The organism is Comamonas flocculans, from assembly GCF_007954405.1.
Classification (GTDB): domain Bacteria; phylum Pseudomonadota; class Gammaproteobacteria; order Burkholderiales; family Burkholderiaceae_C; genus Comamonas_C; species Comamonas_C flocculans.
Genome location: NZ_CP042344.1, coordinates 1,636,755 through 1,658,684, shown reverse-complemented (window position 1 = coordinate 1,658,684; position 21,930 = coordinate 1,636,755). Strand labels below are relative to the sequence as shown.

The following is a 21,930-nucleotide window of genomic DNA, read 5'->3' as shown; positions in this document are numbered from 1 at the left end:
GGTCAGGTTTGCAAGCCAAACAAGGCTTTGACGCTTGCCAGGCGGTCGCCACCAGCTATCAAAAGCAGCTTCACGCCTCGGCCGGATAGAACAGCCGGCGCGTAGCCACCGGCGCGACCGCCTGGGCGATGGCCTGGATGTGCTCGGGCGTGGTGCCGCAGCAGCCGCCGACGATGTTCACCAGCCCCTCGGCGGCGAATTCGTGCAGCAATCGGCTCGTCACCTCGGGCGTTTCGTCAAAGCCGGTGTCGCTCATCGGGTTGGGCAGGCCGGCATTGGGGTAGCAGCTGATGAAGGTGTCGGGCGCGGCCTTGGCCAGCTCCTGGATGTAGGGGCGCATGAGCGCCGCGCCCAGCGCGCAGTTCAGCCCCACGGCCAGCGGGTTGGCGTGGCGCACGCTGTGCCAGAAGGCGGTGACGGTCTGCCCCGAGAGGATGCGGCCTGACGCGTCGGTGACGGTGCCGCTGATGATGAGCGGTAGGCGCTCGCCGGTTTCGTCGAAGACTTCTTCGATCGCGAACAACGCCGCCTTGGCGTTGAGCGTGTCGAAGATGGTCTCGACCATCAGCACATCGGCGCCGCCCTCGATCAGCCCGCTGGTCTGCTCATGGTAGGCCGCGCGCAGGTCTTCGAAGGTGATGTTGCGCGCACCGGGATCGTTCACGTCGGGGCTGATGCTGGCGGTCTTGGGCGTGGGGCCCAGCGCCCCGACGACGAAGCGCGGTTTTTCGGGCGTGCTGAACTTGTCGCAGGCGGCGCGCGCCAGCCGGGCGGCGGCAACGTTCATCTCGCGCGCCAGATGCTGCATGTCGTAATCCGCCTGGGCGACGCTGGTGGCGCCGAAGGTGTCGGTCTCGATCAGGTCGGCGCCGGCGGCCAGATAGCCTTCGTGGATGTCGGTGATGCATTGCGGCCGGGTCAGCACCAGCAGCTCGTTGTTGCCCTTGACGTCCTTGCGCAAGTCCTTGAAGCGCTCGCCGCGAAACTGCGCCTCGGTCAGCTTCAGGCGCTGCACCATGGTGCCCATGGCACCGTCCAGGATCAGGATGCGCTGGCGCAGCAGCGCGGGCAGTTGCTGCGCTCGGGTGTAGGCGGGAAGAGTCATGCGGCGATTGTAGGAAGGCAAGGCTGCGCGCGTGCCGGACAATAGGCGCCGCACCCGGTCACCACGACCCCATCGGATTTTTTGAAAGAAATATGGCTCAAACGCTTGCCCCGCAAGCGCTGGCAGCTATCTTTCGGATAGTTTTCTTGTCTTCTTCACTTTACATCCTGCACGAGGTTTTCGGCTACGAGGCTTTCCGTGGCCCGCAGGCGGACATCGTCGAGCACGTCAGCGCCGGCGGTGACGCCCTGGTGCTCATGCCCACGGGCGGAGGCAAAAGCCTGTGCTACCAGATTCCGGCGATTGCACGCCAGCGCGCGGGGTGCGGCATCACCGTCGTGGTCTCGCCGCTGATCGCGCTGATGCACGATCAGGTGGGCGCGCTGCGCGAGGCGGGCGTGGCCGCGGCCTTTCTCAACTCCACGCTGGACTGGCCGCAGACGCTGAAGGTGGAGCAGCAGACGGCCGAGGGCGAACTCACGCTGCTCTACGCCGCGCCCGAGCGCGTGATGACCGAGCGCTTCCTGGCGCTGCTGGACGGCTTGCACGCGCGCGGGCAGCTGGCGCTGCTGGCCATCGACGAGGCGCACTGCGTGAGCCAGTGGGGCCACGACTTTCGCCCCGAATACCGCCAGCTGGCGCTGCTGGCCGAACGCTATGCGGGCGTGCCGCGCATCGCGCTCACGGCCACCGCCGACGCGCTCACGCGCGCGGACATCCTCGAAGGCCTGCAACTGCAGGCGGCGCGCCTGTTCATCAGCAGCTTTGACCGGCCCAACATCCGCTACCACGTCGAGGAAAAGAAGGAGCCGCTGGCCCAGCTGCTGCGCTTCATCGCTCAGGAACACGCGCACGAGGCCGGCATCGTCTACTGCCAGTCGCGCCGGCGCGTGGAGGAAATGGCCCGGGCGCTGGCGGACGCGGGCGTGCAGGCGCTGCCCTACCACGCCGGCATGCCGTCCGAGCTGCGCCAGGCCCACCAGGACCGCTTCCTGCGCGAGGACGGCATCGTGATGGTGGCCACCATCGCCTTCGGCATGGGCATAGACAAGCCGGACGTGCGCTTCGTCGCCCACGTGGACATGCCGCGCAACATCGAGGGCTACTACCAGGAAACCGGGCGCGCGGGGCGCGACGGCCTGGCGGCCGACGCCTGGATGATCTACGGCCTGCAGGACGTGGTGAACCAGCGGCGCATGATCGACGAAGGCGAGGCGGCCGAGGAATTCAAGGCGGTGCTGCGCGGCAAGCTCGACGCGCTGCTGGCGCTGGCCGAAGCCACGGACTGCCGCCGCCAGCGGCTGCTCGCCTACTTCGGCGAGACGTCCGGGCCCTGCGGCAATTGCGACAACTGCCTGCACCCGCCCGCCGTCTGGGATGGCACCGACGCCGCCCGCAAGCTGCTGTCCACCATCTACCGCGTGCATCAGGCCAGCGGCCTGAGCTTCGGCATGGGGCACCTGATGGACATTGTGCGCGGCCAGGCCAGCGACAAGGTGCGCCAGTTCGGCCATGAAGGGCTGTCCACCTTCGGCTTGGGCGCCGCCTATTCCGAAAGGCAGTTGCGCGCGGTGCTGCGCCAGCTGCTCGCCCTGGGCGCGGCCGAGGTGCGCCGCGTCGTGCTCGACAGCGGGCACGCCTTCGACACGCTGACCCTGGGCGCCCAGGCGCGGTCCCTGCTGCGCGGCGAGCAGCAGGTGCTGCTGCGCCAGTCCAGCGCCGCGGCCCGCGGCAAATCCCGGTCACGGCGCGCGGGCGTGGCAGCCGCGGCGGCCGCGCTCGGCCCCGAGGCCCAGGTGCGCTTCATCAACCTCAAGGCCTGGCGCGCCGAAGTGGCGCGCGAGCACGGCCTGCCCGCCTACGTGGTGTTCCAGGACACGACGCTGGCGGCGATTGCCGAGCGCAACCCGCGCGCGTTGCCCGATCTGGACGGCATTGCCGGCATGGGGGCCAAGCGCCTGGACGCCTACGGCGCGCAGGTCATCGAGGTCTGCCGCTCGGCGCAGGACTGAATCAGGGCGGTTTTTTCGCGATTGTGTTGCGTATTGCACGATTTCCCCGAAAAAACCGCTTGCGCCGCCCCGCGAATTGCAGAACAGTAACGTATTGGTGGGCGTGCGCCCGCCAAGAAGGTTACGGTGATCCGTCGGTTTTCGCGCATAGGGCTTCTTAGGTGATTCACTGGTGGCGGTTTCGGGACTCCGTGGTTCCATTTTTTGTTTATTAGGAGTCCCATTTCATGGGCAACAAACTGTACGTCGGCAATCTGCCTTATTCGGTGCGCGACGAAGATCTGCAACAGGCCTTTGGCCAATTCGGTGCGGTCACCAGCGCCAAGGTCATGATGGAGCGCGACACCGGTCGCTCCAAGGGCTTTGGCTTCGTCGAAATGGGCAGCGACGCCGAGGCGCAGCAGGCCATCAACGGCATGAACGGCCAGCCTCTGGGCGGGCGCAGCCTGGTGGTCAACGAGGCCCGTCCGATGGAGCCGCGCCCTCCGCGTTCCGGCGGTTTTGGCGGTGGCCGCAGCGGTGGCGGTGGCTTCGGTGGCGGCCGCGGTGAAGGCGGCGGCGGTTTTCGCAGCCCCTACGGCGGCGGTGGTCGCAACGGCGGTGGCCGCGGCGGCTACGACGGCGGCGGTTACTGAAACGCGCGCTCTGCTTGAAAAGAGGCTCCTGCGGGAGCCTTTTTGCTGTCCGCGCCGCTCGCCAACCTCACTCCCCCGCGCGCCGCTTGCGCGGCTGCGCGGCCATCAGGCGATCGAACACCGCATCGGGCAGCAGCGGCAAGATGCGCGCAAGCAGCCCCATCTGCCAGGGGATGACGCGGTAGCTGGCGCGTCCGGCTATCGCACGGCGCGCCCGCCGGGCGAATTCCGGCGCATCGAGCAAAAAAGGCATCGCATAGCGGTTGCGCGCGGTCAGCGGCGTGGCAACGAAACCCGGACACAGCGTGAGCACGCGCACGCCGCTGCCGGCCAGCTGGCTGCGCAGACTCTCGCAATAGCTGATCACGGCCGCCTTGCTGGCGCAATACGCCGCATGCCCGGGCAGGCCGCGCACGCCGGCAACGCTGGCCACGCCCACGAGGCGCCCATGCCCGCGTTGCATCATGGGCGCGACGAAGGGCTGCAGCGTCGCGGCCAGGCCGCCCACGTTGGTGCCTAGAAGCTGTTGCAGTACCGCAAGGTCCTCGGCCCGGGCCGGGTCCATGCCGACGCTGATGCCGGCATTGGCGATGACCACGTCGGGCACGCCCTGATGCTGCATGCAGGCCTGCGCGGCCCGCGCGACGGCCGCAGCGTCGGTGACGTCGGCCACATGGATGGTGCAGCGCTCGGACCCTGCGCCGGCGCCCTGGCGCCAGGCCTGCAGCGCTTCGCCCCGGCGCGCCACCAGCGCCAGGCGCCAGCCGTCGGCCAGGTAGCGTTCTGCCAGCGCCTGGCCAATGCCGCTGGAGGCACCGGTGATGAAGACCAGGGGCGCGGGCGCGCTCATCGCGGCGCGGCCCCGGCGCGCCGCGGTTGCACCAGGCCGCGCACGTTGCCATCCATCTTGAGCACGCCGGACTTGTTGTCGTAGTCCATGGTGTCGGCCGTCACCCGGTCGCCGCCCTGGATCAGCGTGACCGGCTCGTGCGACTGCACCCGCTCCTGTTCCACCCAGGCGTGCAATGCCTGGCCCTCCAGGCGCAGCGCCGGCCTGCTACGCTGCCCGGCCACGGCCGGCGCGTTGCGCTCGACCACCGCGTCGCCCAGCAGGCTCACTTCGGAGCCGTCGGCATTGCTCAGGCCGCGCTGCGCGATGGCGGTCATCACGCGGCCATCGGCACCGGTGGAGCGGATGTCCACCTGTTCGATCTCCAGCGTGTCGGTGTCCGGAAAGTGGCGTGCCAGACCCCCTTTGATCACGCTTTGCAGCCGTCCTTCGGCGTCGAAGGAGCGCACTGCGAAGTCGCGCATGTAGTAGTCCGCTTCGTGGCGCGGAGCGCTCTGGGTCTGGGCCGGCAGCGCCTGCGGAGCATTGCGCACCAGCCACCAGGTGCCCAGCGCCAGCAAACCCATGAGGCTCAATGGCAGATACAGCGTGATGCGCTCCCACGCCCGCGGCCAGCTCAGCACCTTCATGGCAGCTGCGCGAGCAGCCGCGCGTAGTGGCCGCCCGCGGTCAACAGCAGGTCGCACAGTTCGCGCACCGCGCCGTGCCCGCCCGCGGCCAGCGTGCGGTAGTGCGCCAGTGCGCGTGCCTGCGCATGCGCCTGCGCCGGCGCGCAGGCCAACTGGGCGCGGCGCAGCAAGGGCAGGTCCGGCCAGTCGTCGCCGATCACCGCCACCTCGCCCCAGCCCAGCGCCAGCTCGGCCAGCAGGGCCTGCGCGGCAGGCAGCTTGGCCTCGACGCCCAGGCGCTGGTGCGTGATGCCCAGCGCGGCCAGGCGCACGCGCAGCGCCGGCGCGTCGCGCCCGCTCACCACCACGGGCGTGATGCCGGCCTGCTGCAGCAGCTTCAGGCCGTGGCCGTCCAGCGAATCGAAGCGCTTGAGCACCTCGCCCTCGCCCGAAAAGTACAAACCGCCGTCGGTGAGCACGCCGTCGACGTCGAGGATGAGGGCGCGCACCGGCTGGGTGCGCAGCAGCAGCTGCGGCGCGAATTCGGGCACAGGCACCAGCGGCGGCAACGGCTCGGCCATCAGATGACCTTGGCGCGCAGCAGGTCGCCGATGTGCACGATGCCCACCAGCTTGCCGTGCGCATCGACCACCAGCACGCTGGTGATGTGGTGCTGCTCCATGAGCTGGGCCGCGTCGGCGGCCAGCGCGGTGGCCGCGATGATGCGCGGCGCCGCATGCATGAGCTGTGCGGCCTGCAGGTGCAGCAGGTCGGCCCCGGCCTCGATGCGCCGGCGCAGGTCGCCGTCGGTGAAGATGCCCAGGGGCGCGCCATCGGCATCGATCACGGCGGCCGCGCCCACGGCCTTGGCGCTCATTTCGCGCATCAGCGTGCTGAAGTCGGCCTGGGGCGGCACGCGCGGCACCTGCTCGCCCGCGCGCATGACGTCGCGCACCAGGGTCAGCAGCCGCCGGCCCAGCGCGCCGCCCGGATGCGAACGCGCGAAGTCTTCGGAGCGGAAACCGCGCGCATCCAGCAGCGCCACGGCCAGTGCGTCGCCCATGGCGATCTGCGCGGTGGTGCTGGCGGTGGGCGCGAGGTTGAGCGGGCAGGCTTCGCGCTGCACGCTGCAGTCCAGCACGATGTCTGCATGGCGCGCGAGCGACGACTGCAGGCCGCCGGTGAGCGCCACCAGCGGCACGCCCTGGCGCTTGAGCACCGGCAGCAGCAGGGTGATCTCGTTGCTCTCGCCGCTGTAGGACAGCGCCAGCACCAGGTCGTCGGCGGTGACCATGCCGAGGTCGCCGTGGCTGGCCTCGGCCGGATGCACGAAGAAGGCCGGCGTGCCGGTGGAGGCGAGCGTGGCGGCAATCTTGCGCCCGACGTGCCCGCTCTTGCCCATGCCCATGACCACGACCCGCCCGCGCGTGGCCAGGATCCGCTGCACCGCGGCCACGAAGGGCGCGCCCAGGCGCTGGCCCATCTGCTCGAGCGCCAGGGCCTCGATCGCGCAGGCTTCGCGCCCGAGCCGCAGGATGCGCGCGGCGTCGACGGGCAGGGTGTCGGTGGCAGGGGTCATGGGCAAATTCTATCGGCGCAGCATCGCACAATAGCGCCTGCCACAGCCCCGACACCGGCCGGCCCGCCGGCCACCACCCCAGGACGCCATGCCCACGCCCAGCATCACCGACTACCTGCGCTCACACATCCGCACCGTGCCCGACTGGCCGGCGCCGGGCGTGCAGTTTCGCGACATCACCCCGCTGCTGCAGGACCCGCGCGTCTTTCGCGTGCTGATCGACACCTTCGTGCACCGCTACATGGACCGCGCTCAGCGTCCGGACGTGGTCGCCGGGCTGGACGCCCGCGGCTTCATCATCGGTTCGGTGCTGGCCTACGAGCTCGGCCTGGGCTTCGTGCCGATACGCAAGAAGGGCAAGCTGCCCTTCACCACGGTGCAGGAAACGTACGAGCTGGAATACGGCAGCGCCACGGTGGAACTGCACGCCGACGCGGTGCGCCCCGGCGACCGGGTGCTGGTGGTGGACGACCTGATCGCCACCGGCGGCACCATGATGGCCGGCAAGAAGCTGCTGGAAAAGCTCGGCGCCGAGGTCTTCGAGGGCGCGGCCATCGTGGACCTGCCCGAGCTTGGGGGCTCGCAGCGGCTGCGCGAAGCCGGTCTGGCGCTGTTTACGCTGGTGGATTTCGGCGGCGGGAACTGAGCGGGCCGGGTTCAGCGCAGCTCGCCGTACTGGGTTGCGCCCAGACGCGAGGCGCGTTCTTCCTCGTCCACGATCAAGGTATCGACGAAACCGTCGGCCGCCGCGCCGCCTTCGCTGCGACCCGGCTGCACCTTGGGCGGAGCCACGGGCGCGGGCGGTGGCGCGGACCTGCGCAGCGCCTGCTTGAAAGCCTCGACCTCGTCCGGCGCGATGGGCTCGAAGTCGGCGTCGTCTTCGGATGCGGGCTCGGGGGCGGAAGGCGCAAGCGGGGCGGGGGCGGGCGCAGCCACCGCCGGCGCGGGCGCCTGGACGGGAGCTGGCGGCGGCTCCGGAGCCATCGCCACCGAGGGCGTGACCACCAGCGGCCGGTCCGGCCCCGCCAGCGCCGTGTTCAGGCGCCAGTAGACCGCCGACACCTCCACGTGAAAACGCGACTTGGCGGTGCGCACCAGCAGCTCTTCCATCTGGCCCTGGCGCGCGGTGTCGGCACCGTAGCCCGGAGCGATGTCTATCATCACCAGGAACTGGCGCCCCTCCGTGTCGAGCGAGAGGACCTTGAACTTGTAGCCCGAGGAGAGCACCGCCGAGCGCACCATGGCATCGCGCACCGCCAGGTACAGATGCTCGCGCCGCTGCGTGCGTTCACTGGCCGAGCGCTCGGCCCCGGCCTGCGCGGCAGGCGACGCATTGCGCACCGCGCCTTTGGTTTTGGACGGGAAAAGCCAGCTCAGCAGCGACATGCTTACCTCTGAAAACGTATGGGTCGGCAGCGGTGCAGTTTAACGTCCGACCCGCGAATGCCCAATCAAGTTGCCGCCACCCGCAGGCGCCGGTTCGCCAGGCGCTTGGCCAGCACGCCGCCGACGGCCATCACCAGCGCCAGGGCCGCGGTCGGCTGGCGGTTGGACAACTCGCCGAAACGCAATGGCGTCAGGCCCCACAGCCGGCTCACGCCATTGGATTGCACCGTGGCGCTGCGTGCCCGGTGCGAAAAGAAGGCCCCCTCGCCCACCACCGAGCCGCTGCCGACGATGGCCAGGCGCACGCGTTGCTTCGCGTCCTGGTAGTGCACGCTCAGCGAGCCGCTTTCGATCAGGTAGAGCGAGCGGTCGGTGCTACCCTGGTCGAACAGCACCTGGCTCGGTCCCAGCTCCAGCGGCTGCAGGTAGGGCGCCACCAGCGCCCACTGGGCCGCGCTGAGCCCGCCGCCCAGGCTGTCGCCCTCGGGCGCCTGCTGGATCGCGCTCACCAGCGCCTGCAGCTGGTCTATGGTCGTCGGGGAGTAGTGCTCGCTGGACATGGCTCCACAAGGTAGCGCGACTGCGCCACTCTGGCAAGCGAAAGCAGTGTCCGCCGCCGCCCACCGGGGAGCGCGTCGCGCCGGCACGACAGCGCGCGCCAGCCAGCACGCCTACTTGCCGATGCAAAAACGCGAAAAAATCGTGCCCAGCAGATCATCGGCGGTGAATTCCCCGGTGATCGCGCCCAGCGCCTGCTGGCCCAGGCGCAGCTCCTCGGCCAGCAGGTCGAGCGCCGGCTCGGGCGCATCCAGCCACTTCAGCGCCTGGCGCAGGTGCTGCCGCAGCGCCTGCAGGGCCTGCAGATGCCGCTCGCGCGCGATGAACACGCCTTCGGGCGCGGCCTGCCAGCCCACGGCCTGCAAGAGCGCGCGGCGCAGCTCGGCCAGCCCCTGGCCGGTGCGCGCCGAGAGCACCACGCCCGCCGTGCCCGACCCCACGACGCCTTCGGGGGCGGCGTCGGCCTTGTTCCAGACGTCGATCACGCGGGTGGCGCGCCCCGGCCCCTGGCCCAGCTCGGCCGCCAGCTGCGCCTCGGCGCGCTCGTAGCCGGCGTCACCGCGGCGCGTCAGGTCGTGCAGGAACAGCAGGGCATCGGCCTGGCGGATCTGCTGCCAGGCGCGCGCGATGCCCATGCGCTCGACCTCGTCGGCGCTCTCGCGCAGGCCGGCGGTGTCGATCACGTGCAGCGGCACGCCCTCGATCTGTATGGTCTGGCGCACCATGTCGCGCGTGGTGCCGGCGATCGGCGTGACGATGGCCAGCTCCGCCCCGGCGAGCGCATTGAGCAGCGAGCTCTTGCCCACGTTGGGCTGCCCCGCGATGACCACGGTGATGCCCTCGCGCAGCAGCGCGCCCTGGCGGGCCTGGCGCAGCACCGCCGCCACCTGTTCCTGCAATTTTGATAGCTGCCCGCGCGCGTCGGCCTTGCGCAAGAAGTCGATTTCCTCCTCAGGAAAATCCAGCGTCGCCTCGACCAGCATGCGCAGGTGCACCAGCGCGTCGCGCAGCACGTGTACCTCGGTGGAAAACGCGCCCGACAAGGATCGCGCCGCGCTGCGCGCCGCCGTCTCGGTGCTGGCGTCGATCAGGTCCGCGACGGCTTCGGCCTGGGCCAGGTCGAGCTTGTCGTTGAGGAAGGCACGCTCGGTGAACTCGCCCGGCTCGGCCAGGCGCAGGCGCGGCAGCACGCCTTGCGCCACCTCCAGGCAGCGCGAGAGCAGCAGTTGCAGCACCACCGGCCCGCCATGCGCCTGCAACTCCAGCACGTCCTCGCCGGTGTAGCTGTGCGGCGCGGGAAACCACAACGCCAGACCCCGGTCGATGGCCTCGCCGCGTGCATCGGGGAAGGGCAGGTAATGCACCTGGCGCGCGGCCAACTCGCGCCCGAGCAGCGCACTTGCGAACGCCGCCAGGCCCTGGCCGGACACCCGCACAATGCCCACCGCGCCGCGTCCGGGTGCGGTGGCGATCGCGGCGATCGGGTCGCCATGGCGCGCCAGCGGCGTCATCGTGCGGCCTTCCACGCCAGCGCCGACGCGACGTAGATCAGCGCGCCCAGCACCAGCGCCAGCGCCGCGAAGGTGAGCCCGAGCACGAAGCCGCGCGCCTGCCCATGCGCCGCCAGCAGGGCGGCGGTGATCGGCGGGCCGATGATCTGGCCCAGGCCGTAGACCGCGGTGATCAGGCTCATGAAGCTGTCCGCCGCCGCCGGCCACAACCGCCGCGCCTCCTGCATCGCATAGAACACCAGCGCCAGGAAGGGCAGGCCCAGCAGCGCGCTGCCTGCCGCGAAGCCCACCGCCGTCGGCCACCACAGGCCGAGTGCGATGCCCAGCGCCTGCACCAGATAGCACAGCGCCAGCAGCCAGCGCCGGTCCCAGCGCTCGGGCGTGCGCGCGCTCAGCACCGCGCCGACGGTGGCGCCGACGCCGAACATCGGCCAGAACAGATCGGGCCAGGGCGAGTCGGGCGCCAGCGCCGTGCGCGCGATCACCGGCAGGAAGGTGGCGGTGACGATGTAGCCCAGCCCCGCCAGGCCATAGCCCAGCGCGTGCAGGCCGCGCGCCAGCCGCGTGCCTGCGGCGGCGCCGGTGTTTTTCGGGACGGCGGACGGTGTGGCGGCCGTGGGCGCACGGAGGTCGGCGCGCCCGCGCATCACCGGCCAGATCGGCAGGCACCAGAGCACGGCCAGCGCACCGAAGACCAGCCAGCCCGTGGCCGCGCGCCAATCGAGCCACACCATCAGGCTCGCCACCAGGCCGGTCAACACGATCCCGAGACCCGGCCCGGCGAAGATCAGCCCACCCATGCCTGGCCGCCCCAGCGCCGTGAGACGCACCATGCACCACGCCGCCACGTTCAGCAGCACGAAGGCGCTGGCCACGCCCGCGGCAAAGCGCAGCGTGGGCCAGCTCGCGGGCAGTGGCAGGGCCATCGCCGCGGTCAACGCCACGGTGGCCACCAGCCCGGCGCGCGCCAAGGGCGCCGGCCCCAGGCGCGCGTAAAGGCCGGGCGCCAGCCAGGGCAGCGCGCTGCAGGCGATGGCCCCCGCCAGGTAACCGATGTAGTTGGCCGTCGCCAGCCAACTGCCTCCGGCCAGCGTCACCACGCCGTCGTGCAGCATCATCGGCAGCAGCGGCGTGAAGGCAAAGCGCCCGACCCCCATTGCCACCGCCAGCGCCAGCAGCCCCGCCAGCGCCACGGCCCAGGGGCGCTGGTGCCAGCGCGGGGCGGTGTGGGCAAGCGGCAGGGTGGGCATGAAGGAGCGGATCGCGCCGTAAGATGGCGGCGGAAATCATCGCATACCAAGGAGGCTGTCGGACCTGGACATCGACGCTCCAGGTCCGACAGGCTCCAAGCCCCTTCTCCAGACCCCTTCGAGACCCGGACCATGACGGCTACACCGCACCTGCTGCAACGCATAGGCATCACGCTTCCCATCATCCAGGCGCCGATGACGGGCTCGGACACGCCCCGTCTGGCGGCGGCCGTCTCGCGCGCCGGGGGGCTGGGGTCGCTCGGCTGCGGCGCGCGCTCGCCCGCCGCGATGCGCGAGGCCGCGGCCGAGGTGCGCGGGATGACCGACCGGCCCTTCGCGATGAACCTCTTCGTTCTTGAAAACCCCGCGCCCGAACCGGCCGAGGTGCAGGCGGCGCTGCAACGCCTGGCGCCGCTGTACGCGCGCTTTGATCTGCCTTTGACGCCGCCCGCGCGCTGGTGCCAGGACTTCGACGCGCAGTGGCAGGCGCTGCTGGAACTCAGACCGGCGGTGGCCAGCTTCACCTTCGGCCTGCTCTCGGCGGCGCAAGTCGAGCAATTGCATCGCGCGGGCTGCCTCGTCGTCGGCACCGCGACGACGGTGGCGGAGGCACTCGCCTGGCAGAACGTCGGCGCGGACGCGGTGGTCGCCAGCGGCGTCGAGGGCGGCGGGCACCGCGGCACCTTTCTCGCACACACGGCGGACGATTGGACGGCGAGCCAGATCGGCACGATGGCGCTGGTGCCCGCATGCGTCGATGCGCTCTCCATTCCGGTGATCGCGGCCGGCGGCATCATGGACGGGCGCGGCATCGCGGCGGCATTGGCGCTGGGCGCGCAGGCGGCGCAGCTGGGCACGGCCTTTCTCGCCTGCCCGGAGTCGGCGCTGGTGCCCGCCTGGCGCGAGGCGCTGGCGCAAGCCCAGGGCAGCGACACGCGGCTGACCCGCGCTTTCTCGGGCCGCTGGGCGCGCGGCATCGTCAACGCCGCGATGCGCGAGCTGGGGCCCGAAGAAGACGCGCTGCCCGCCTACCCGATCCAGAACGCGCTGATGGGTCCGGTGCGCAAGGCGGCCGCCGCCGCGGGCGATGGCGGGCGCATGGCGCTGTGGGCCGGGCAGGGCGTGGGCGCATCGCGGGTGCTGCCTGCGAGAGAGCTGGTGGAGGTGCTGGAAAAAGAGTGGCGCGCGGCATGAGGTGATCAACTTGCGCGAGAACCCCCATGCTCTTGGGACAAACGTCCCCTTCGGTGACCGAAGGGGACGCAGATGGCGGCCCGGGACCGCCTTGCGCCGGGCTTTCAACTTCAGTACAGGTAGACGGCGCCGCTAAGCGGCGCGCTGTTGTCTGCCTGGTCGCCACCAATACCGGCGGATTTGCTGTCTTCTTGGTAGGCGCCCACGGCCATCGTGCGACCGTCGGAAGTGAGGGCAAGGCCTGGGCCGAATATGTCGTCCATGCCAGTGTTACTGGCCTTGACGTAAGCCTGCTGGCTCCAGGTGCTGCCGCTGCGGGTGAAGACGTAGACGGCGCCTGCGCCGAAAGCTGAATTGTCGGCCTGGTTGCCGCCGATGCCGGTGGCCTTGCTCCGTTCTCCCCTGGCACCGACAGTCATGGTGTTTCCATCGGCCGACAGGGCCAAGCTATAACCGAACTCAGCGCCGGGGCCGGTGTTGCTGGCCTTGACGTAAGCCTGCTGATTCCAGGTACCTCCGCTACGGGTGAAGACATAGACGGCGCCAGCGCCGAAGGCTGAATTGTCGGCCTGGTTACCGCCAACGCCGGTGGCGTTACTCTGCTCATAGGCCGCGCCTACGGTCAGCGTCCCGCCATCGGCTGACAGGGCCACGCTTGCGCCGAAGTTGTCACCCGCATTGGTGTTGCTGGCCTTGACATAGGCTTGTTGGCTCCAGGTGCTCCCGCTGCGAATGAAGACGTAGACGGCCCCAGCGTTGCTGGCGGAATTGTTGGCTTGATTGCCGTCGACGCCGGTAGCGTTGCTGTCTTCAAAGATGGCACCTACGGCCAGGGTGTGCCCATCGGCCGACAGCGCAAGGCTGTGGCCGAACATGTCCTCCTCGTCCGTGTTGCTGGCCTTGACATAGGCTTGTTGGCTCCAAGTGCTCCCGCTGCGAATGAAGACGTAGACGGCCCCAGCGTTGCTGGCGGAATTGTTGGCTTGGTTGCCGCCGATGCCGGTAGCGTTGCTGGCTTCGGTAACGGCACCTACGGCCAAAGTGTTTCCATCGGCCGAAAGGGCAAGACTGTAGCCGAACCGGTCGTCCCCGTTGGTGTTGCTGGCTTTGACATAGGCTTGTTGACTCCAGGTGCTGCCGCTGCGGATGAATACGTAGACGGCCCCAGCGTTGCCGGCGGAATTGTTGGCTTGGTTGCCGCCGATGCCGGTAGCGTTGCTGGATTCAGAACTCGCGCCCACAGCCAGCGTGTTGCCGTCGGCTGAGAGAGCTAAAGCGGCGCCGAAATAATCTCCGGTACCTGTATTGCTGGCCTTGAAGTAGCCGATGGCCTGCGTCAGGTCGGGCACCAGCGGCGCGCTCCAGTCGCTGCAGCCGCCGATGTTGCAGGCGCGCACGCGGTAGCTGGCGTTCAGGCGCTGGTGCAGCAACTGGGGTGCCAGGCTGTGCTTGTAGCTGGCGCTCGCCAGCGGGCCACCGATGGGCGATTCGGGCAGGGGGCCGGCGCCGTCGGGGTCTTCGGCAAGCTCGTAGTAGTCGGCGTAGACCGCCGGATCCCAGGTGAACTGGTAGCCCTTGACGTGGTAGCCGACCGACAGGTTGGCGGGGACGGTCGGTTTCGGCGAAACGGCGGGTGCCGGGGCCGGTGCCGAAGGCCCGCCATCGACGGTGACGCAACTGACGCCGACGTGCAGGGCATCGCCCCGCATCGTGCCGTTGCCGCCGGTGATGAGGCACAGGGGGCCGCCGGCCTGGTTGAGCACGGTGATGTTGTATTCCTGCTCCCAAAGCAAGGTTTGCCTGAACTGGAAGGGGCCGGCGGCGTTCAGCGCGATCACCTCGCCGGTGGCGCTGTTGCGCAACTGCACGCTGGCGCCCGCAGGCAGGCTGGCCAGCAGCCCGCCCAGGCGGTAGCTCAGGTCGGTGCAGCTCACCTGCACCGGCGCCGTGCCGGCAGCCAGCGTGCCGCTGGCGGGACTGAGGGCGCAGTCCTGGCCGTCGGGCAGGCGCTCCAGTGCAGCCCGAAGCCGCCCGCAGGGCCGGCATGGAGCGTGCTGAGGCCGTTTTCGGTGAGCGTGCGTTCAACCGGCGCTGCCTGGCCGTCGAGCGTGATGCGCAGGCTCAGACTGCGGTCCGCGCGCAAGCCGCTCAGCTCGGTATCGAGCTTGAAGGTGCCAGCGGATGGCGGAGATGGGGGAAGGGATGGGTCGGTGGCGTCGCCGCCACCACCACAGGCGGAGAGGGCTGCGGCGCTGGCCAGCAGGGCGGACATCAGCCAGCGGCCGACAGGGTGGCGGGGTCTCTCTCTCATGGCGGCGCTCCTTTGCGAATGGATACAGGATTGCGGCCATGGTGGGCCAGCGCGCCGGGCTGCGCCATTCCCCAAAGTGAATGAAAAGGGCGTGCCCGTGCCCGCGCGGCGCCATCGAGAACGCGGCAATGCCCGGGTTCGCCGTCACGCTGCGAATGCGGGCGCCACGCAAGCGCCATCAGATCACCGGGTCGAATCTTCGGGCCTGAATCGGCTTCAGGTCTCGCCACGCTATGGCATGGGCGTGGTGTTCAGCAGCAAGGAAAGCTGGGTGCGGTTCATCACGCCAAGCTCGCGAAAGGCTTGCTTGAGGTATTGCTTGACCGAGCCTTCGGACAGCCCCAGCTCGCCCGCGATCTGGGCGTTGGACAGGCCCTGCGCGGCCAGACGCGCCACGCGCGCGACCCGCGCCGACAAGGCGGCCAGTGCGTCGAGATGACCCCAGACATCGGGCGCGGGCAGCGCGATGGAGGCTGGCGACGGCGCGGCTCCAGCCAGCGCCAGATCGATGGCGGCGCGCAGCCCATCCAGCGGGCCGGATTTGTGCAGGATGGCGCGCACGCTGGGCCAGCGCCGCCACTGGCTGGCGTGCGGCAGGGTGCTGGCGCCGCTGAGGATGATGAGCGGCAGATGGGGATGGGCTTCACACAGGCTGGCCAAACCCTGCCCGGCGCCCATGCCCGGCATGTAGACGTCGACGATGGCGAGGTCGCAACCCGGTGGTTGGGCGGCGGCCTGCAGCAGGGTGGTCAGGCTCCAGGCGTGAACGAATTCGTAGCAGCCCAGCAGGCCCAGCTGCGCGGCCAGCCCTACGCGCACGATTTCGTGGTCGTCGGCCAGCAGGATGCGGATTGGCGTGGTTTGCATGCTTGGCATTTCCGGATCGTGAAGACGCACTTACGAACGAGGCAACTGGGCCAACCAGGTGTGCAGGGTGTCGGGCTTGAGGGGTTTGCGCCAGAAGCGGGCGCCGTGCCGGGTGATGGCGTCGACATCCTGGCTGCTGGCGCCGCCGCTGACGACCGCGGCGGCCAGACCGGGCCAGCGCTGCCGCGCCCAATCGAGCACCTCATGCGAGCGCCTGCCCTGCCCCAGCCAATGATCGGTGATGAGGCCGTGCACATGTAGCGTGTCGGCAAGGCCGGTCTGCGGCAGGGCCGCCTGCGCCTGCTCCAGGCCGGCGCAGATCGTGGCCCGCACGCCCCAGCCCTGCAGCAGGGTGCTCAGGGCCAGCCGCGCGGCCGGGTCGTCGTCGACCACCAGAACGTGCAGGCCGGGTGGCAGCATGGTGCGCTGCAAAGGCGCGGCTTGCGCGGGTTCGGCGGGCACGGTGGCGGTGAGGTCGGCACGTGGCAAGGTGATGGAGAACACGCAGCCGCGACCCCGCTCGCTGGCCGGGTGCAAAAGCACGCGCGTGCCCATCCGGGCGGCCATGCGCTGGGCCACTGCCAGGCCCAGGCAGTGGCCCTTGTTCAGATGGGTACGGTCGTCGTCGTGCGCGCGATAGAACTCGTCGAACACGGTGGCGCGATGGAGCGCGGCAATGCCGGGGCCGCTGTCGCGGACCTCGAAGCGCCAGGCGGGCAAGCCGCTGGCGGTACGGGCGCGGCGCACGGCCAGCATGACGCCGCCCGTCTGGGTGTAGCGCAAGGCGTTGGACAGCAGATTGCCCAGCACACGCCACAGCAGGGCGGGGTCGGCCAGCACGGCGGGCAGGGTGCCGTGCCGGGGCGTGCGCAGCCACAGCGTCAGGCCGCCTCCGCGCGCGCCAGCATGGTGCGCAAGGGCGTCGGCATCAGATGGGCCTGGATGGCCTGGGCATCGATGTGCGCCAGATCCATGATTTCGTCGACCAGTTCGGAAAACTGGGCGACCCCGGTGTTCATCTGCCGCATCAGCGGCGCCTGGCGCGTTCCGGCGAGTTGCTCGCCCAGCGCGGCGCCGAGCAGCTGCATGGCGTGCACTGGCTGGCGCAGGTCGTGGCTGGCGGCGGCCAGAAAACGGGTCTTGGCATGGCTGGCGGCTTCGGCCTGCACGCGGCGCTGGTCCAGCTCGGCCACCAGGGACTCGTTGCGCAGGCGAGTGACCAGATCGTCGAGCATGGCACGCGAGAAACGCTGCGTGGCGCGCAGCAGCACCCACCACAGGATCACCATGTACGCGGCGATGACGGCGTGGCCAAACCCTGGCGTGCGCTGGCCGATCCACAGCAACTGGGCCGCCAGGCCGAGCATCAGCGGCGCGGTGATGGCCCAGACGGCTGGCTGCCAGAGGCAGTACTGCGTCATGACCACCGCCGAGACAATGACCGCCAGCGAAAGAGCGTACAGCATGGCCAGCGGGTCGGACGACATGATGGGCCCGTGCGTCCAGGTGCCAAACGCGACGCCCATCAAGGCCATGCGCCACAGCAGCGAGAAGGGCCAGGTGGCTTGCAGGCTGTCGCCAGACGCCAGCCGGGCCGAAATGCGGCGCTGGAAGAACCAGCGTTCGATGGCCAGTGCGCTGATCGCCAGCGCCGGCCCCCAGGCCCACAGCCAATCGACAAAGGAGACCAGCAAACCGGCCACCAGCCAGACCGCCAGCAAGGTGGCGCGCATGGAGGTGCGCACCCCGTCCATCAAGAGTGCGGCGACCTGGCGCTCCAGCTTGTGCTGTTCGATCGGGTCGTCGCTGACGATGGGGAACTGGCGCAGATGCGCCCACGGCCGCCCCGGCCAGCGCGCGGCGGCAGTGGGCTGGGGCGAGGCAGCGGACGGCATGGCAACGCAGGAAGCGGATGCGCGGGGATGATAGGGCAGTCGGCCGCCCATCCACCCTTCTCGCATTCACGCCAGGTCGCCGCCCAACGCGGCGCTGCGTTGCAAGTTCTCAGCCGCGAAAAAACGCCAGGTACTCTTCGCGCATGCGCTCGCGACTGAAGGTTTGCTGCACGTGCTGCTGGCCGGCAGCCGCCACGTGCTGCGCCAGCGCATCGTCTTGCAGCAGGGCGGCAAGCCGGCGCGCCAGCGCATCGGCATCCTTGTGCGGCACGAGAAAACCCGTCTCGCCGTCGGCGAGCACCTCCTGAATGCCCTCGACGTCCGTGCCGACGCCGCAGCAGCCGCTGGCCATGCCTTCGATCAGGCCCAGGCCCAGGCCTTCGTAGTGGCTGCTGAGCACGCAGAACTTCACCCGGCCCAGCAGCGCCGGCAGCTCGGGCACGTGGCCGAGAAAGCGCACCTGCTCGCGCAGACCCAGACGCGCCGCCAGATGCTGCGCACGCCGACGCCATGAGGACCTGCCCTCGCCCGCGAGATAGATGGTCGGCTTGAAACCCAGCTCGGCCAGGCGCGCGGCCGCGCGGATCAGCGTGAGGTGGTCTTTCTGCGCGGCAAAGCGCGCCGGCATGACGATGGCGTTCTCGCGCTCGTGCCAGGGCAGGCTCGCCGTCCAACGCGCCAGGTCGATGCCGTTGAGCACCACCGTGCACTTGTGCGCCGGGTGGCCGCGGCGCACCAGCGCGTCGCGCACCGCGCGCGAGACGCCGATGATGCGCTCCGTGCGCCGCGCCAGCCACAGCGACTGTCGCAGCCGCCACCAGCCATAGCGCTCGCGCGTGTTGTGCTCCACCTGGATGAGGCGCGCCACCCCGGCCACCAGCCCAGCGTAGCGGCCCCAGAGGTGTTCGCTGAAACCGTGGGCAACCAGCACGTCGGGCTTCCAGGCGCGGCACAGCCGCGCGAGGGCGACGATGGTCGCCAGGTGCGGCCAGCGCGGCACCACGGCGACCTCTATGCCTTGCGCGCGCAGCTGCGCCATGCGCGGCGCCGGGTCGACGGAGCGGCGCCGGAGCACCAGAAAGGTCTGCTGGCCCGACTGCGGCCCGCACAGGTCTATGGCCACCTGGGTGGCACCAGAGAAACCGCCGGAGACGAAGTGCAGCACGCGCAGCGGCGGTGCGCCATTGGGTGGGGAAGGCTGGTCCATGGGCAGGGTCCGGTCGGCGCGCCAGCGGCGGCGGGCATCAGTCGGCGCCGCGATTGTGCCGCAGGCCCATGCCGCTGGCCGCGAGCCATATCGACACCGACAGCAGGTACATCAGGTTGCCGTTGTTGTGCGCAAACATCACCTGCGTGGCGCCAAAACCGGCAAAACCCAGCACCGTCACCAGCCCGCACAGCGCGGCGGCCCGCTGCGCCGACGGCACCGGGGCAGCGCGGTCCCGCCGCTTGAGGGCCTGCCAGAACCACCAGGCAGGCAGGCCGAAGAAGACCAGCAATGCGATCACGCCGGGCAGGCCGCGCTTGGCAAACAGGTCCAGCCATTCATTGTGTGCGTGGTTGAGCATGACCATCTCCGCCGGCGCCTCCCCGCTTGCCACGGCGGCCTGTTGAGCCGTCTCATAGCCTTTTTGGCCGACGCCCCACCATGGGTGCGCCGCGCCCTGGCGCCAGGCGAACCGCCATTCTGCCAACCGCAGCCCTATGGAAGTACCTTCGCCCTCGATCGCAGATGCGGCCAGTTCCGAGACCGCCAGCTGTATGCGCTCGTGCACCGGCGAGATGAAGACCAGGGGCAGACAGAGCATCAGCGTGAAACCCAGCGCCCGGGCCAGTGGCGCCCAGCGACTGCCGCCCGCGCGCGGCAGGCCCAGGTAGAGCACCAGCAGCAGGCACAGGGGCAGCACCACCCAGCCGCCGCGCGTGCCCGAGGCAACGCTGGCCAGCAGGCCCATGGCCGCACCCAGCCAGGCGAGCGCGCGCCACGCGCGCTGCGGCACGTGCAGCGCCCAGATGCTGCACCAAAGGCCAAGCAGCAGCGCGAGGTTGCCGAACTGGATCGCATTGGTATAGCCCTGCGCGCGCGGCCAGTCCAGGCCGGCGGTCTGCCACAGGGCGGTCAGCCCGGCGCCGATGGCGCCCAGCACGCAGCCCCAGAACAGCGCCCAGGTGGCCGGCACGCGCGCGAGTAACGCCGGCAGCAGCAGCAGCACCATCCAGTATTTGCTGACCCGGTCCAACCCCAAGGTGCTGGTGATGAGCTGCCCGTCCTCCACGATGTGCATGGTCCATGCCAGTGCCATCAGCACGATGGCCGCGGCCCATTGCGCCATGGCGCGCGGCACGGCCAGCTCGCCGCGCAGCAGCGCGGGCCAGCGCCACAGCCCGACCAGCAGCAGCATGAAAGCGCCGATGGAATAGCCCGAGCGCACGCTCACCGACAGCGCCAGCAGCGCCCAGACCGCCAGATCGACGGGGCGCAGCGCCGATGCGCTCAGGGGACGCAATTGCACTCAGGGCCTGTCCAGTGCCGTGCCCCGAAAGCACGGCCCGTGGCCGCCATCAGTGCCCACCCTTGAAAACCTCGCCCTCCTTGAGCCGGTAGATGGTGCTGCAGTAGGGGCAGCGCGCCTGGTGCTGGCGCGCGATCTCCAGGAACACGCGCGGGTGGCCGTTCCACAGTTGCATATCGGCCTTGGGGCTGGGGCAATGGATGCCGCCGTTGCCGTCCAGGTCCTTGGCGAGCAGCTCGACGATGGTTTCGGGCATGGCGTTCAGACCCGGGTGAGCCAGTGGGCGTACTTGGCGTTGCGCCCGCCCACGATGTCGAAGAAGGCCGCCTGGATCTTCTCGGTGATGGGGCCGCGCGCGCCGGCGCCGATCTGCAGCCGGTCGTATTCGCGGATCGGGGTGATCTCGGCGGCGGTGCCGCTGAAGAACATTTCGTCGGCGATGTAGCACTCGTCGCGCGTGATGCGCTTTTGCACCACCTCGATTCCCAGATCCTTGCAGATGTGCAGCACGGTGTTGCGCGTGATGCCGTTGAGCGCGCCGGCCGACAGGTCGGGGGTATAGACCACGCCGTCCTTGACGATGTAGACGTTCTCGCCCGAGCCTTCGCTCACGAAACCGGCGTTGTCCAGCAGGATGGCCTCGTCGTAGCCGTCGTCGGTGGCTTCCATGTTGGCCAGGATGGAGTTGGTGTAGTTGCTCACCGTCTTGGCCTGCGTCATGGTGATGTTGACGTGGTGGCGCGTGTAGCTGCTGGTCTTGACGCGGATGCCCTTGTTCATGCCCTCTTCGCCCAGGTAGGCGCCCCAGGCCCAGGCGGCCACCATGATGTGGATGTCGTTGCCCTTGGGCGAGACGCCCAGCTTCTTGTCGCCGATCCAGATGAGCGGGCGCAGGTAGCAGGACTTGAGCTGGTTGGCGCGCACTACCTCGCGTTGCGCCTCGTTGACCTGCTCGATGCTGAAGGGGATGTGCATGCGCAGGATCTTGGCGCTGTTGAACAGGCGCTGGGTGTGCTCGTGCAGGCGGAAGATGGCGGTGCCGCCCTCGGCCTCGTAGGCGCGCACGCCTTCGAAGGCGCCGCAGCCGTAGTGCAGCGTGTGGGTGAGCACGTGGATCCTGGCGTCGCGCCAATCGACCATCTGGCCATCCATCCAGATCTTTCCGTCACGATCAGCGAGCGAAGGAGCTGTGGAACTCATCTGTATCCCCTGTAAACTGAATCAGAATAACCGGGCATTCTACGATCCGCGCGGGCTGGCGCCGGTTTCGGCGCGCTCGATGTGCCAGTGCGTCAGGCGCCCGGCGGAGAATTCGCAGACCACGCGCGCGCCGCCAGCGTCGCGCCAGGCCCAGCGCTCGGGCTGCTCGCCCTCGGCGCCCAGGCGCTCGCCCAGCGCCTGCGCAAGCGCCACCACATGCAGCAGATTGACCCCGCGGCGCAGGCGGGAATGCAGCATCACCGCGCTGGCCACCGTGCCCATGGGGCGCGCCGCCGCGCGGCGCATGACGTGCATAAGGCGCGTGAAGTGCAGCAGCAGCCACAGCAGCGCGCCGCCCGCGCCGGCCAGCACGCCAGGCCAGCCCCAGGCGCGCCAGCACAGCGCGATCAGCGCGGCCAGCGCCAGCGGGGCGGCAAAGCGGCGCAGCGCCATGGC

Annotated in this window: 23 protein-coding genes; 4 read left to right on the top strand and 19 right to left on the bottom strand. The window is 69.9% G+C overall.

Translation table 11 applies throughout. The annotated features are described in order from the left end of the window. Nucleotides 1-70: 70 nt before the first annotated feature. Nucleotides 71-1,105, bottom strand: coding sequence for a homocysteine S-methyltransferase family protein (locus FOZ74_RS08075; RefSeq protein WP_146912581.1), 1,035 nt, complete (start codon nucleotides 1,103-1,105; stop codon nucleotides 71-73). 92 nt (nucleotides 1,106-1,197) lie between these two features. Here FOZ74_RS08075 and recQ point away from each other — a divergent pair, with 92 nt between their 5' ends. Beyond that, nucleotides 1,198-3,117, top strand: a complete 1,920-nt coding sequence (recQ, locus tag FOZ74_RS08070; RefSeq protein ID WP_432417475.1) for a DNA helicase RecQ — start codon at nucleotides 1,198-1,200, stop codon at nucleotides 3,115-3,117. A gap of 227 nt (nucleotides 3,118-3,344) precedes the next feature. Then, nucleotides 3,345-3,752, top strand: coding sequence for an RNA-binding regulator (gene rbp, locus FOZ74_RS08065; protein ID WP_146912579.1), 408 nt, complete (start codon nucleotides 3,345-3,347; stop codon nucleotides 3,750-3,752). Nucleotides 3,753-3,819: 67 nt separating this feature from the next. Here the strand turns inward: rbp and FOZ74_RS08060 are convergent, their stop codons facing one another. From FOZ74_RS08060 to FOZ74_RS08045, 4 genes are read right to left on the bottom strand one after another with little or no spacing between them, the layout of a single operon-like run. Continuing rightward, the gene (locus FOZ74_RS08060; protein ID WP_146912578.1) at nucleotides 3,820-4,602 is read right to left on the bottom strand and encodes an SDR family oxidoreductase; all 783 of its coding nucleotides are present in this window, start codon (nucleotides 4,600-4,602) and stop codon (nucleotides 3,820-3,822) included. Then, entirely contained in the window at nucleotides 4,599-5,231 is a 633-nt protein-coding gene (gene lptC / locus FOZ74_RS08055) for an LPS export ABC transporter periplasmic protein LptC (RefSeq protein WP_146912577.1), read from the bottom strand. Before lptC ends, FOZ74_RS08060 begins: the two co-directional genes overlap by 4 nt. Next, nucleotides 5,228-5,791, bottom strand: coding sequence for a KdsC family phosphatase (locus tag FOZ74_RS08050; RefSeq protein WP_146912576.1), 564 nt, complete (start codon nucleotides 5,789-5,791; stop codon nucleotides 5,228-5,230). Before FOZ74_RS08050 ends, lptC begins: the two co-directional genes overlap by 4 nt. After that, nucleotides 5,791-6,789, bottom strand: coding sequence for a KpsF/GutQ family sugar-phosphate isomerase (locus tag FOZ74_RS08045; RefSeq protein ID WP_146912575.1), 999 nt, complete (start codon nucleotides 6,787-6,789; stop codon nucleotides 5,791-5,793). Before FOZ74_RS08045 ends, FOZ74_RS08050 begins: the two co-directional genes overlap by 1 nt. Before the next feature lie 88 nt (nucleotides 6,790-6,877). On the opposite strand from FOZ74_RS08045, the gene FOZ74_RS08040 reads away from it, so the two are divergent. Beyond that, on the top strand, nucleotides 6,878-7,435 hold the full coding sequence (locus tag FOZ74_RS08040; RefSeq protein ID WP_146912574.1) for an adenine phosphoribosyltransferase: 558 nt from the start codon (nucleotides 6,878-6,880) through the stop codon (nucleotides 7,433-7,435). An 11-nt stretch (nucleotides 7,436-7,446) separates the two neighbouring features. Here FOZ74_RS08040 and FOZ74_RS08035 read toward each other — a convergent pair whose 3' ends face one another. The 4 genes from FOZ74_RS08035 to FOZ74_RS08020 form a co-directional block, all read right to left on the bottom strand. Continuing rightward, nucleotides 7,447-8,175 (bottom strand): hypothetical protein, encoded by a 729-nt coding sequence (locus FOZ74_RS08035; protein ID WP_146912573.1) that lies wholly within the window; start codon nucleotides 8,173-8,175, stop codon nucleotides 7,447-7,449. Nucleotides 8,176-8,240: 65 nt separating this feature from the next. Further along, nucleotides 8,241-8,735: a Crp/Fnr family transcriptional regulator gene (locus FOZ74_RS08030; protein WP_146912572.1), complete on the bottom strand. Its 495-nt coding sequence runs from the start codon at nucleotides 8,733-8,735 to the stop codon at nucleotides 8,241-8,243. A 111-nt stretch (nucleotides 8,736-8,846) separates the two neighbouring features. After that, the gene (mnmE, locus tag FOZ74_RS08025) at nucleotides 8,847-10,244 is read right to left on the bottom strand and encodes a tRNA uridine-5-carboxymethylaminomethyl(34) synthesis GTPase MnmE (protein ID WP_146912571.1); all 1,398 of its coding nucleotides are present in this window, start codon (nucleotides 10,242-10,244) and stop codon (nucleotides 8,847-8,849) included. Continuing rightward, the gene (locus tag FOZ74_RS08020) at nucleotides 10,241-11,494 is read right to left on the bottom strand and encodes a YbfB/YjiJ family MFS transporter (RefSeq protein WP_146912570.1); all 1,254 of its coding nucleotides are present in this window, start codon (nucleotides 11,492-11,494) and stop codon (nucleotides 10,241-10,243) included. Before FOZ74_RS08020 ends, mnmE begins: the two co-directional genes overlap by 4 nt. Nucleotides 11,495-11,626: 132 nt before the next feature. On the opposite strand from FOZ74_RS08020, the gene FOZ74_RS08015 reads away from it, so the two are divergent. Then, complete coding sequence (locus FOZ74_RS08015; RefSeq protein ID WP_146912569.1) at nucleotides 11,627-12,688, top strand: NAD(P)H-dependent flavin oxidoreductase; 1,062 nt, start codon at nucleotides 11,627-11,629, stop codon at nucleotides 12,686-12,688. Nucleotides 12,689-12,798: 110 nt separating this feature from the next. Here the strand turns inward: FOZ74_RS08015 and FOZ74_RS08010 are convergent, their stop codons facing one another. The 10 genes from FOZ74_RS08010 to FOZ74_RS07965 form a co-directional block, all read right to left on the bottom strand. Then, nucleotides 12,799-14,622, bottom strand: a complete 1,824-nt coding sequence (locus FOZ74_RS08010) for an FG-GAP repeat protein (protein WP_222434192.1) — start codon at nucleotides 14,620-14,622, stop codon at nucleotides 12,799-12,801. Next, nucleotides 14,619-14,999, bottom strand: coding sequence for a hypothetical protein (locus FOZ74_RS08005; RefSeq protein ID WP_146912568.1), 381 nt, complete (start codon nucleotides 14,997-14,999; stop codon nucleotides 14,619-14,621). Before FOZ74_RS08005 ends, FOZ74_RS08010 begins: the two co-directional genes overlap by 4 nt. Before the next feature lie 231 nt (nucleotides 15,000-15,230). Further along, on the bottom strand, nucleotides 15,231-15,866 hold the full coding sequence (locus FOZ74_RS08000; RefSeq protein ID WP_186764675.1) for a response regulator transcription factor: 636 nt from the start codon (nucleotides 15,864-15,866) through the stop codon (nucleotides 15,231-15,233). Between the two features lie 30 nt (nucleotides 15,867-15,896). Further along, complete coding sequence (locus FOZ74_RS07995) at nucleotides 15,897-16,706, bottom strand: hybrid sensor histidine kinase/response regulator (RefSeq protein ID WP_186764674.1); 810 nt, start codon at nucleotides 16,704-16,706, stop codon at nucleotides 15,897-15,899. A gap of 41 nt (nucleotides 16,707-16,747) precedes the next feature. Continuing rightward, nucleotides 16,748-17,761 carry a sensor histidine kinase gene (locus FOZ74_RS07990; RefSeq protein ID WP_186764673.1) on the bottom strand — a complete coding sequence of 338 codons (1,014 nt, stop codon included), beginning with the start codon at nucleotides 17,759-17,761 and terminating at the stop codon, nucleotides 16,748-16,750. Nucleotides 17,762-17,870: 109 nt separating this feature from the next. Next, nucleotides 17,871-18,968: a glycosyltransferase gene (locus FOZ74_RS07985; RefSeq protein WP_255437823.1), complete on the bottom strand. Its 1,098-nt coding sequence runs from the start codon at nucleotides 18,966-18,968 to the stop codon at nucleotides 17,871-17,873. A 37-nt stretch (nucleotides 18,969-19,005) separates the two neighbouring features. Further along, nucleotides 19,006-20,274 (bottom strand): O-antigen ligase family protein, encoded by a 1,269-nt coding sequence (locus tag FOZ74_RS07980; RefSeq protein WP_146912564.1) that lies wholly within the window; start codon nucleotides 20,272-20,274, stop codon nucleotides 19,006-19,008. 49 nt (nucleotides 20,275-20,323) lie between these two features. Beyond that, nucleotides 20,324-20,530 (bottom strand): zinc-finger domain-containing protein, encoded by a 207-nt coding sequence (locus FOZ74_RS07975; RefSeq protein WP_146912563.1) that lies wholly within the window; start codon nucleotides 20,528-20,530, stop codon nucleotides 20,324-20,326. Between the two features lie 5 nt (nucleotides 20,531-20,535). After that, entirely contained in the window at nucleotides 20,536-21,474 is a 939-nt protein-coding gene (locus tag FOZ74_RS07970; RefSeq protein WP_146912562.1) for a branched-chain amino acid transaminase, read from the bottom strand. A 39-nt stretch (nucleotides 21,475-21,513) separates the two neighbouring features. Next, nucleotides 21,514-21,927: a glycerate kinase gene (locus FOZ74_RS07965; RefSeq protein WP_146912561.1), complete on the bottom strand. Its 414-nt coding sequence runs from the start codon at nucleotides 21,925-21,927 to the stop codon at nucleotides 21,514-21,516. Nucleotides 21,928-21,930 lie beyond the last annotated feature (3 nt).

What these genes read in the sequence shown, in the direction of transcription:
- FOZ74_RS08075 (WP_146912581.1), bottom strand. Translation starts at nt 1,105, where the DNA reads ATGACTCTTCCCGCCTACACCCGAGCGCAGCAACTGCCCGCGCTGCTG.
- recQ (WP_432417475.1), top strand. Translation starts at nt 1,198, where the DNA reads ATGGCTCAAACGCTTGCCCCGCAAGCGCTGGCAGCTATCTTTCGGATA.
- rbp (WP_146912579.1), top strand. Translation starts at nt 3,345, where the DNA reads ATGGGCAACAAACTGTACGTCGGCAATCTGCCTTATTCGGTGCGCGAC.
- FOZ74_RS08060 (WP_146912578.1), bottom strand. Translation starts at nt 4,602, where the DNA reads ATGAGCGCGCCCGCGCCCCTGGTCTTCATCACCGGTGCCTCCAGCGGC.
- lptC (WP_146912577.1), bottom strand. Translation starts at nt 5,231, where the DNA reads ATGAAGGTGCTGAGCTGGCCGCGGGCGTGGGAGCGCATCACGCTGTAT.
- FOZ74_RS08050 (WP_146912576.1), bottom strand. Translation starts at nt 5,791, where the DNA reads ATGGCCGAGCCGTTGCCGCCGCTGGTGCCTGTGCCCGAATTCGCGCCG.
- FOZ74_RS08045 (WP_146912575.1), bottom strand. Translation starts at nt 6,789, where the DNA reads ATGACCCCTGCCACCGACACCCTGCCCGTCGACGCCGCGCGCATCCTG.
- FOZ74_RS08040 (WP_146912574.1), top strand. Translation starts at nt 6,878, where the DNA reads ATGCCCACGCCCAGCATCACCGACTACCTGCGCTCACACATCCGCACC.
- FOZ74_RS08035 (WP_146912573.1), bottom strand. Translation starts at nt 8,175, where the DNA reads ATGTCGCTGCTGAGCTGGCTTTTCCCGTCCAAAACCAAAGGCGCGGTG.
- FOZ74_RS08030 (WP_146912572.1), bottom strand. Translation starts at nt 8,735, where the DNA reads ATGTCCAGCGAGCACTACTCCCCGACGACCATAGACCAGCTGCAGGCG.
- mnmE (WP_146912571.1), bottom strand. Translation starts at nt 10,244, where the DNA reads ATGACGCCGCTGGCGCGCCATGGCGACCCGATCGCCGCGATCGCCACC.
- FOZ74_RS08020 (WP_146912570.1), bottom strand. Translation starts at nt 11,494, where the DNA reads ATGCCCACCCTGCCGCTTGCCCACACCGCCCCGCGCTGGCACCAGCGC.
- FOZ74_RS08015 (WP_146912569.1), top strand. Translation starts at nt 11,627, where the DNA reads ATGACGGCTACACCGCACCTGCTGCAACGCATAGGCATCACGCTTCCC.
- FOZ74_RS08005 (WP_146912568.1), bottom strand. Translation starts at nt 14,999, where the DNA reads ATGAGAGAGAGACCCCGCCACCCTGTCGGCCGCTGGCTGATGTCCGCC.
- FOZ74_RS08000 (WP_186764675.1), bottom strand. Translation starts at nt 15,866, where the DNA reads ATGCAAACCACGCCAATCCGCATCCTGCTGGCCGACGACCACGAAATC.
- FOZ74_RS07990 (WP_186764673.1), bottom strand. Translation starts at nt 17,761, where the DNA reads ATGCCGTCCGCTGCCTCGCCCCAGCCCACTGCCGCCGCGCGCTGGCCG.
- FOZ74_RS07985 (WP_255437823.1), bottom strand. Translation starts at nt 18,968, where the DNA reads ATGGACCAGCCTTCCCCACCCAATGGCGCACCGCCGCTGCGCGTGCTG.
- FOZ74_RS07975 (WP_146912563.1), bottom strand. Translation starts at nt 20,530, where the DNA reads ATGCCCGAAACCATCGTCGAGCTGCTCGCCAAGGACCTGGACGGCAAC.
- FOZ74_RS07970 (WP_146912562.1), bottom strand. Translation starts at nt 21,474, where the DNA reads ATGAGTTCCACAGCTCCTTCGCTCGCTGATCGTGACGGAAAGATCTGG.
- FOZ74_RS07965 (WP_146912561.1), bottom strand. Translation starts at nt 21,927, where the DNA reads ATGGCGCTGCGCCGCTTTGCCGCCCCGCTGGCGCTGGCCGCGCTGATC.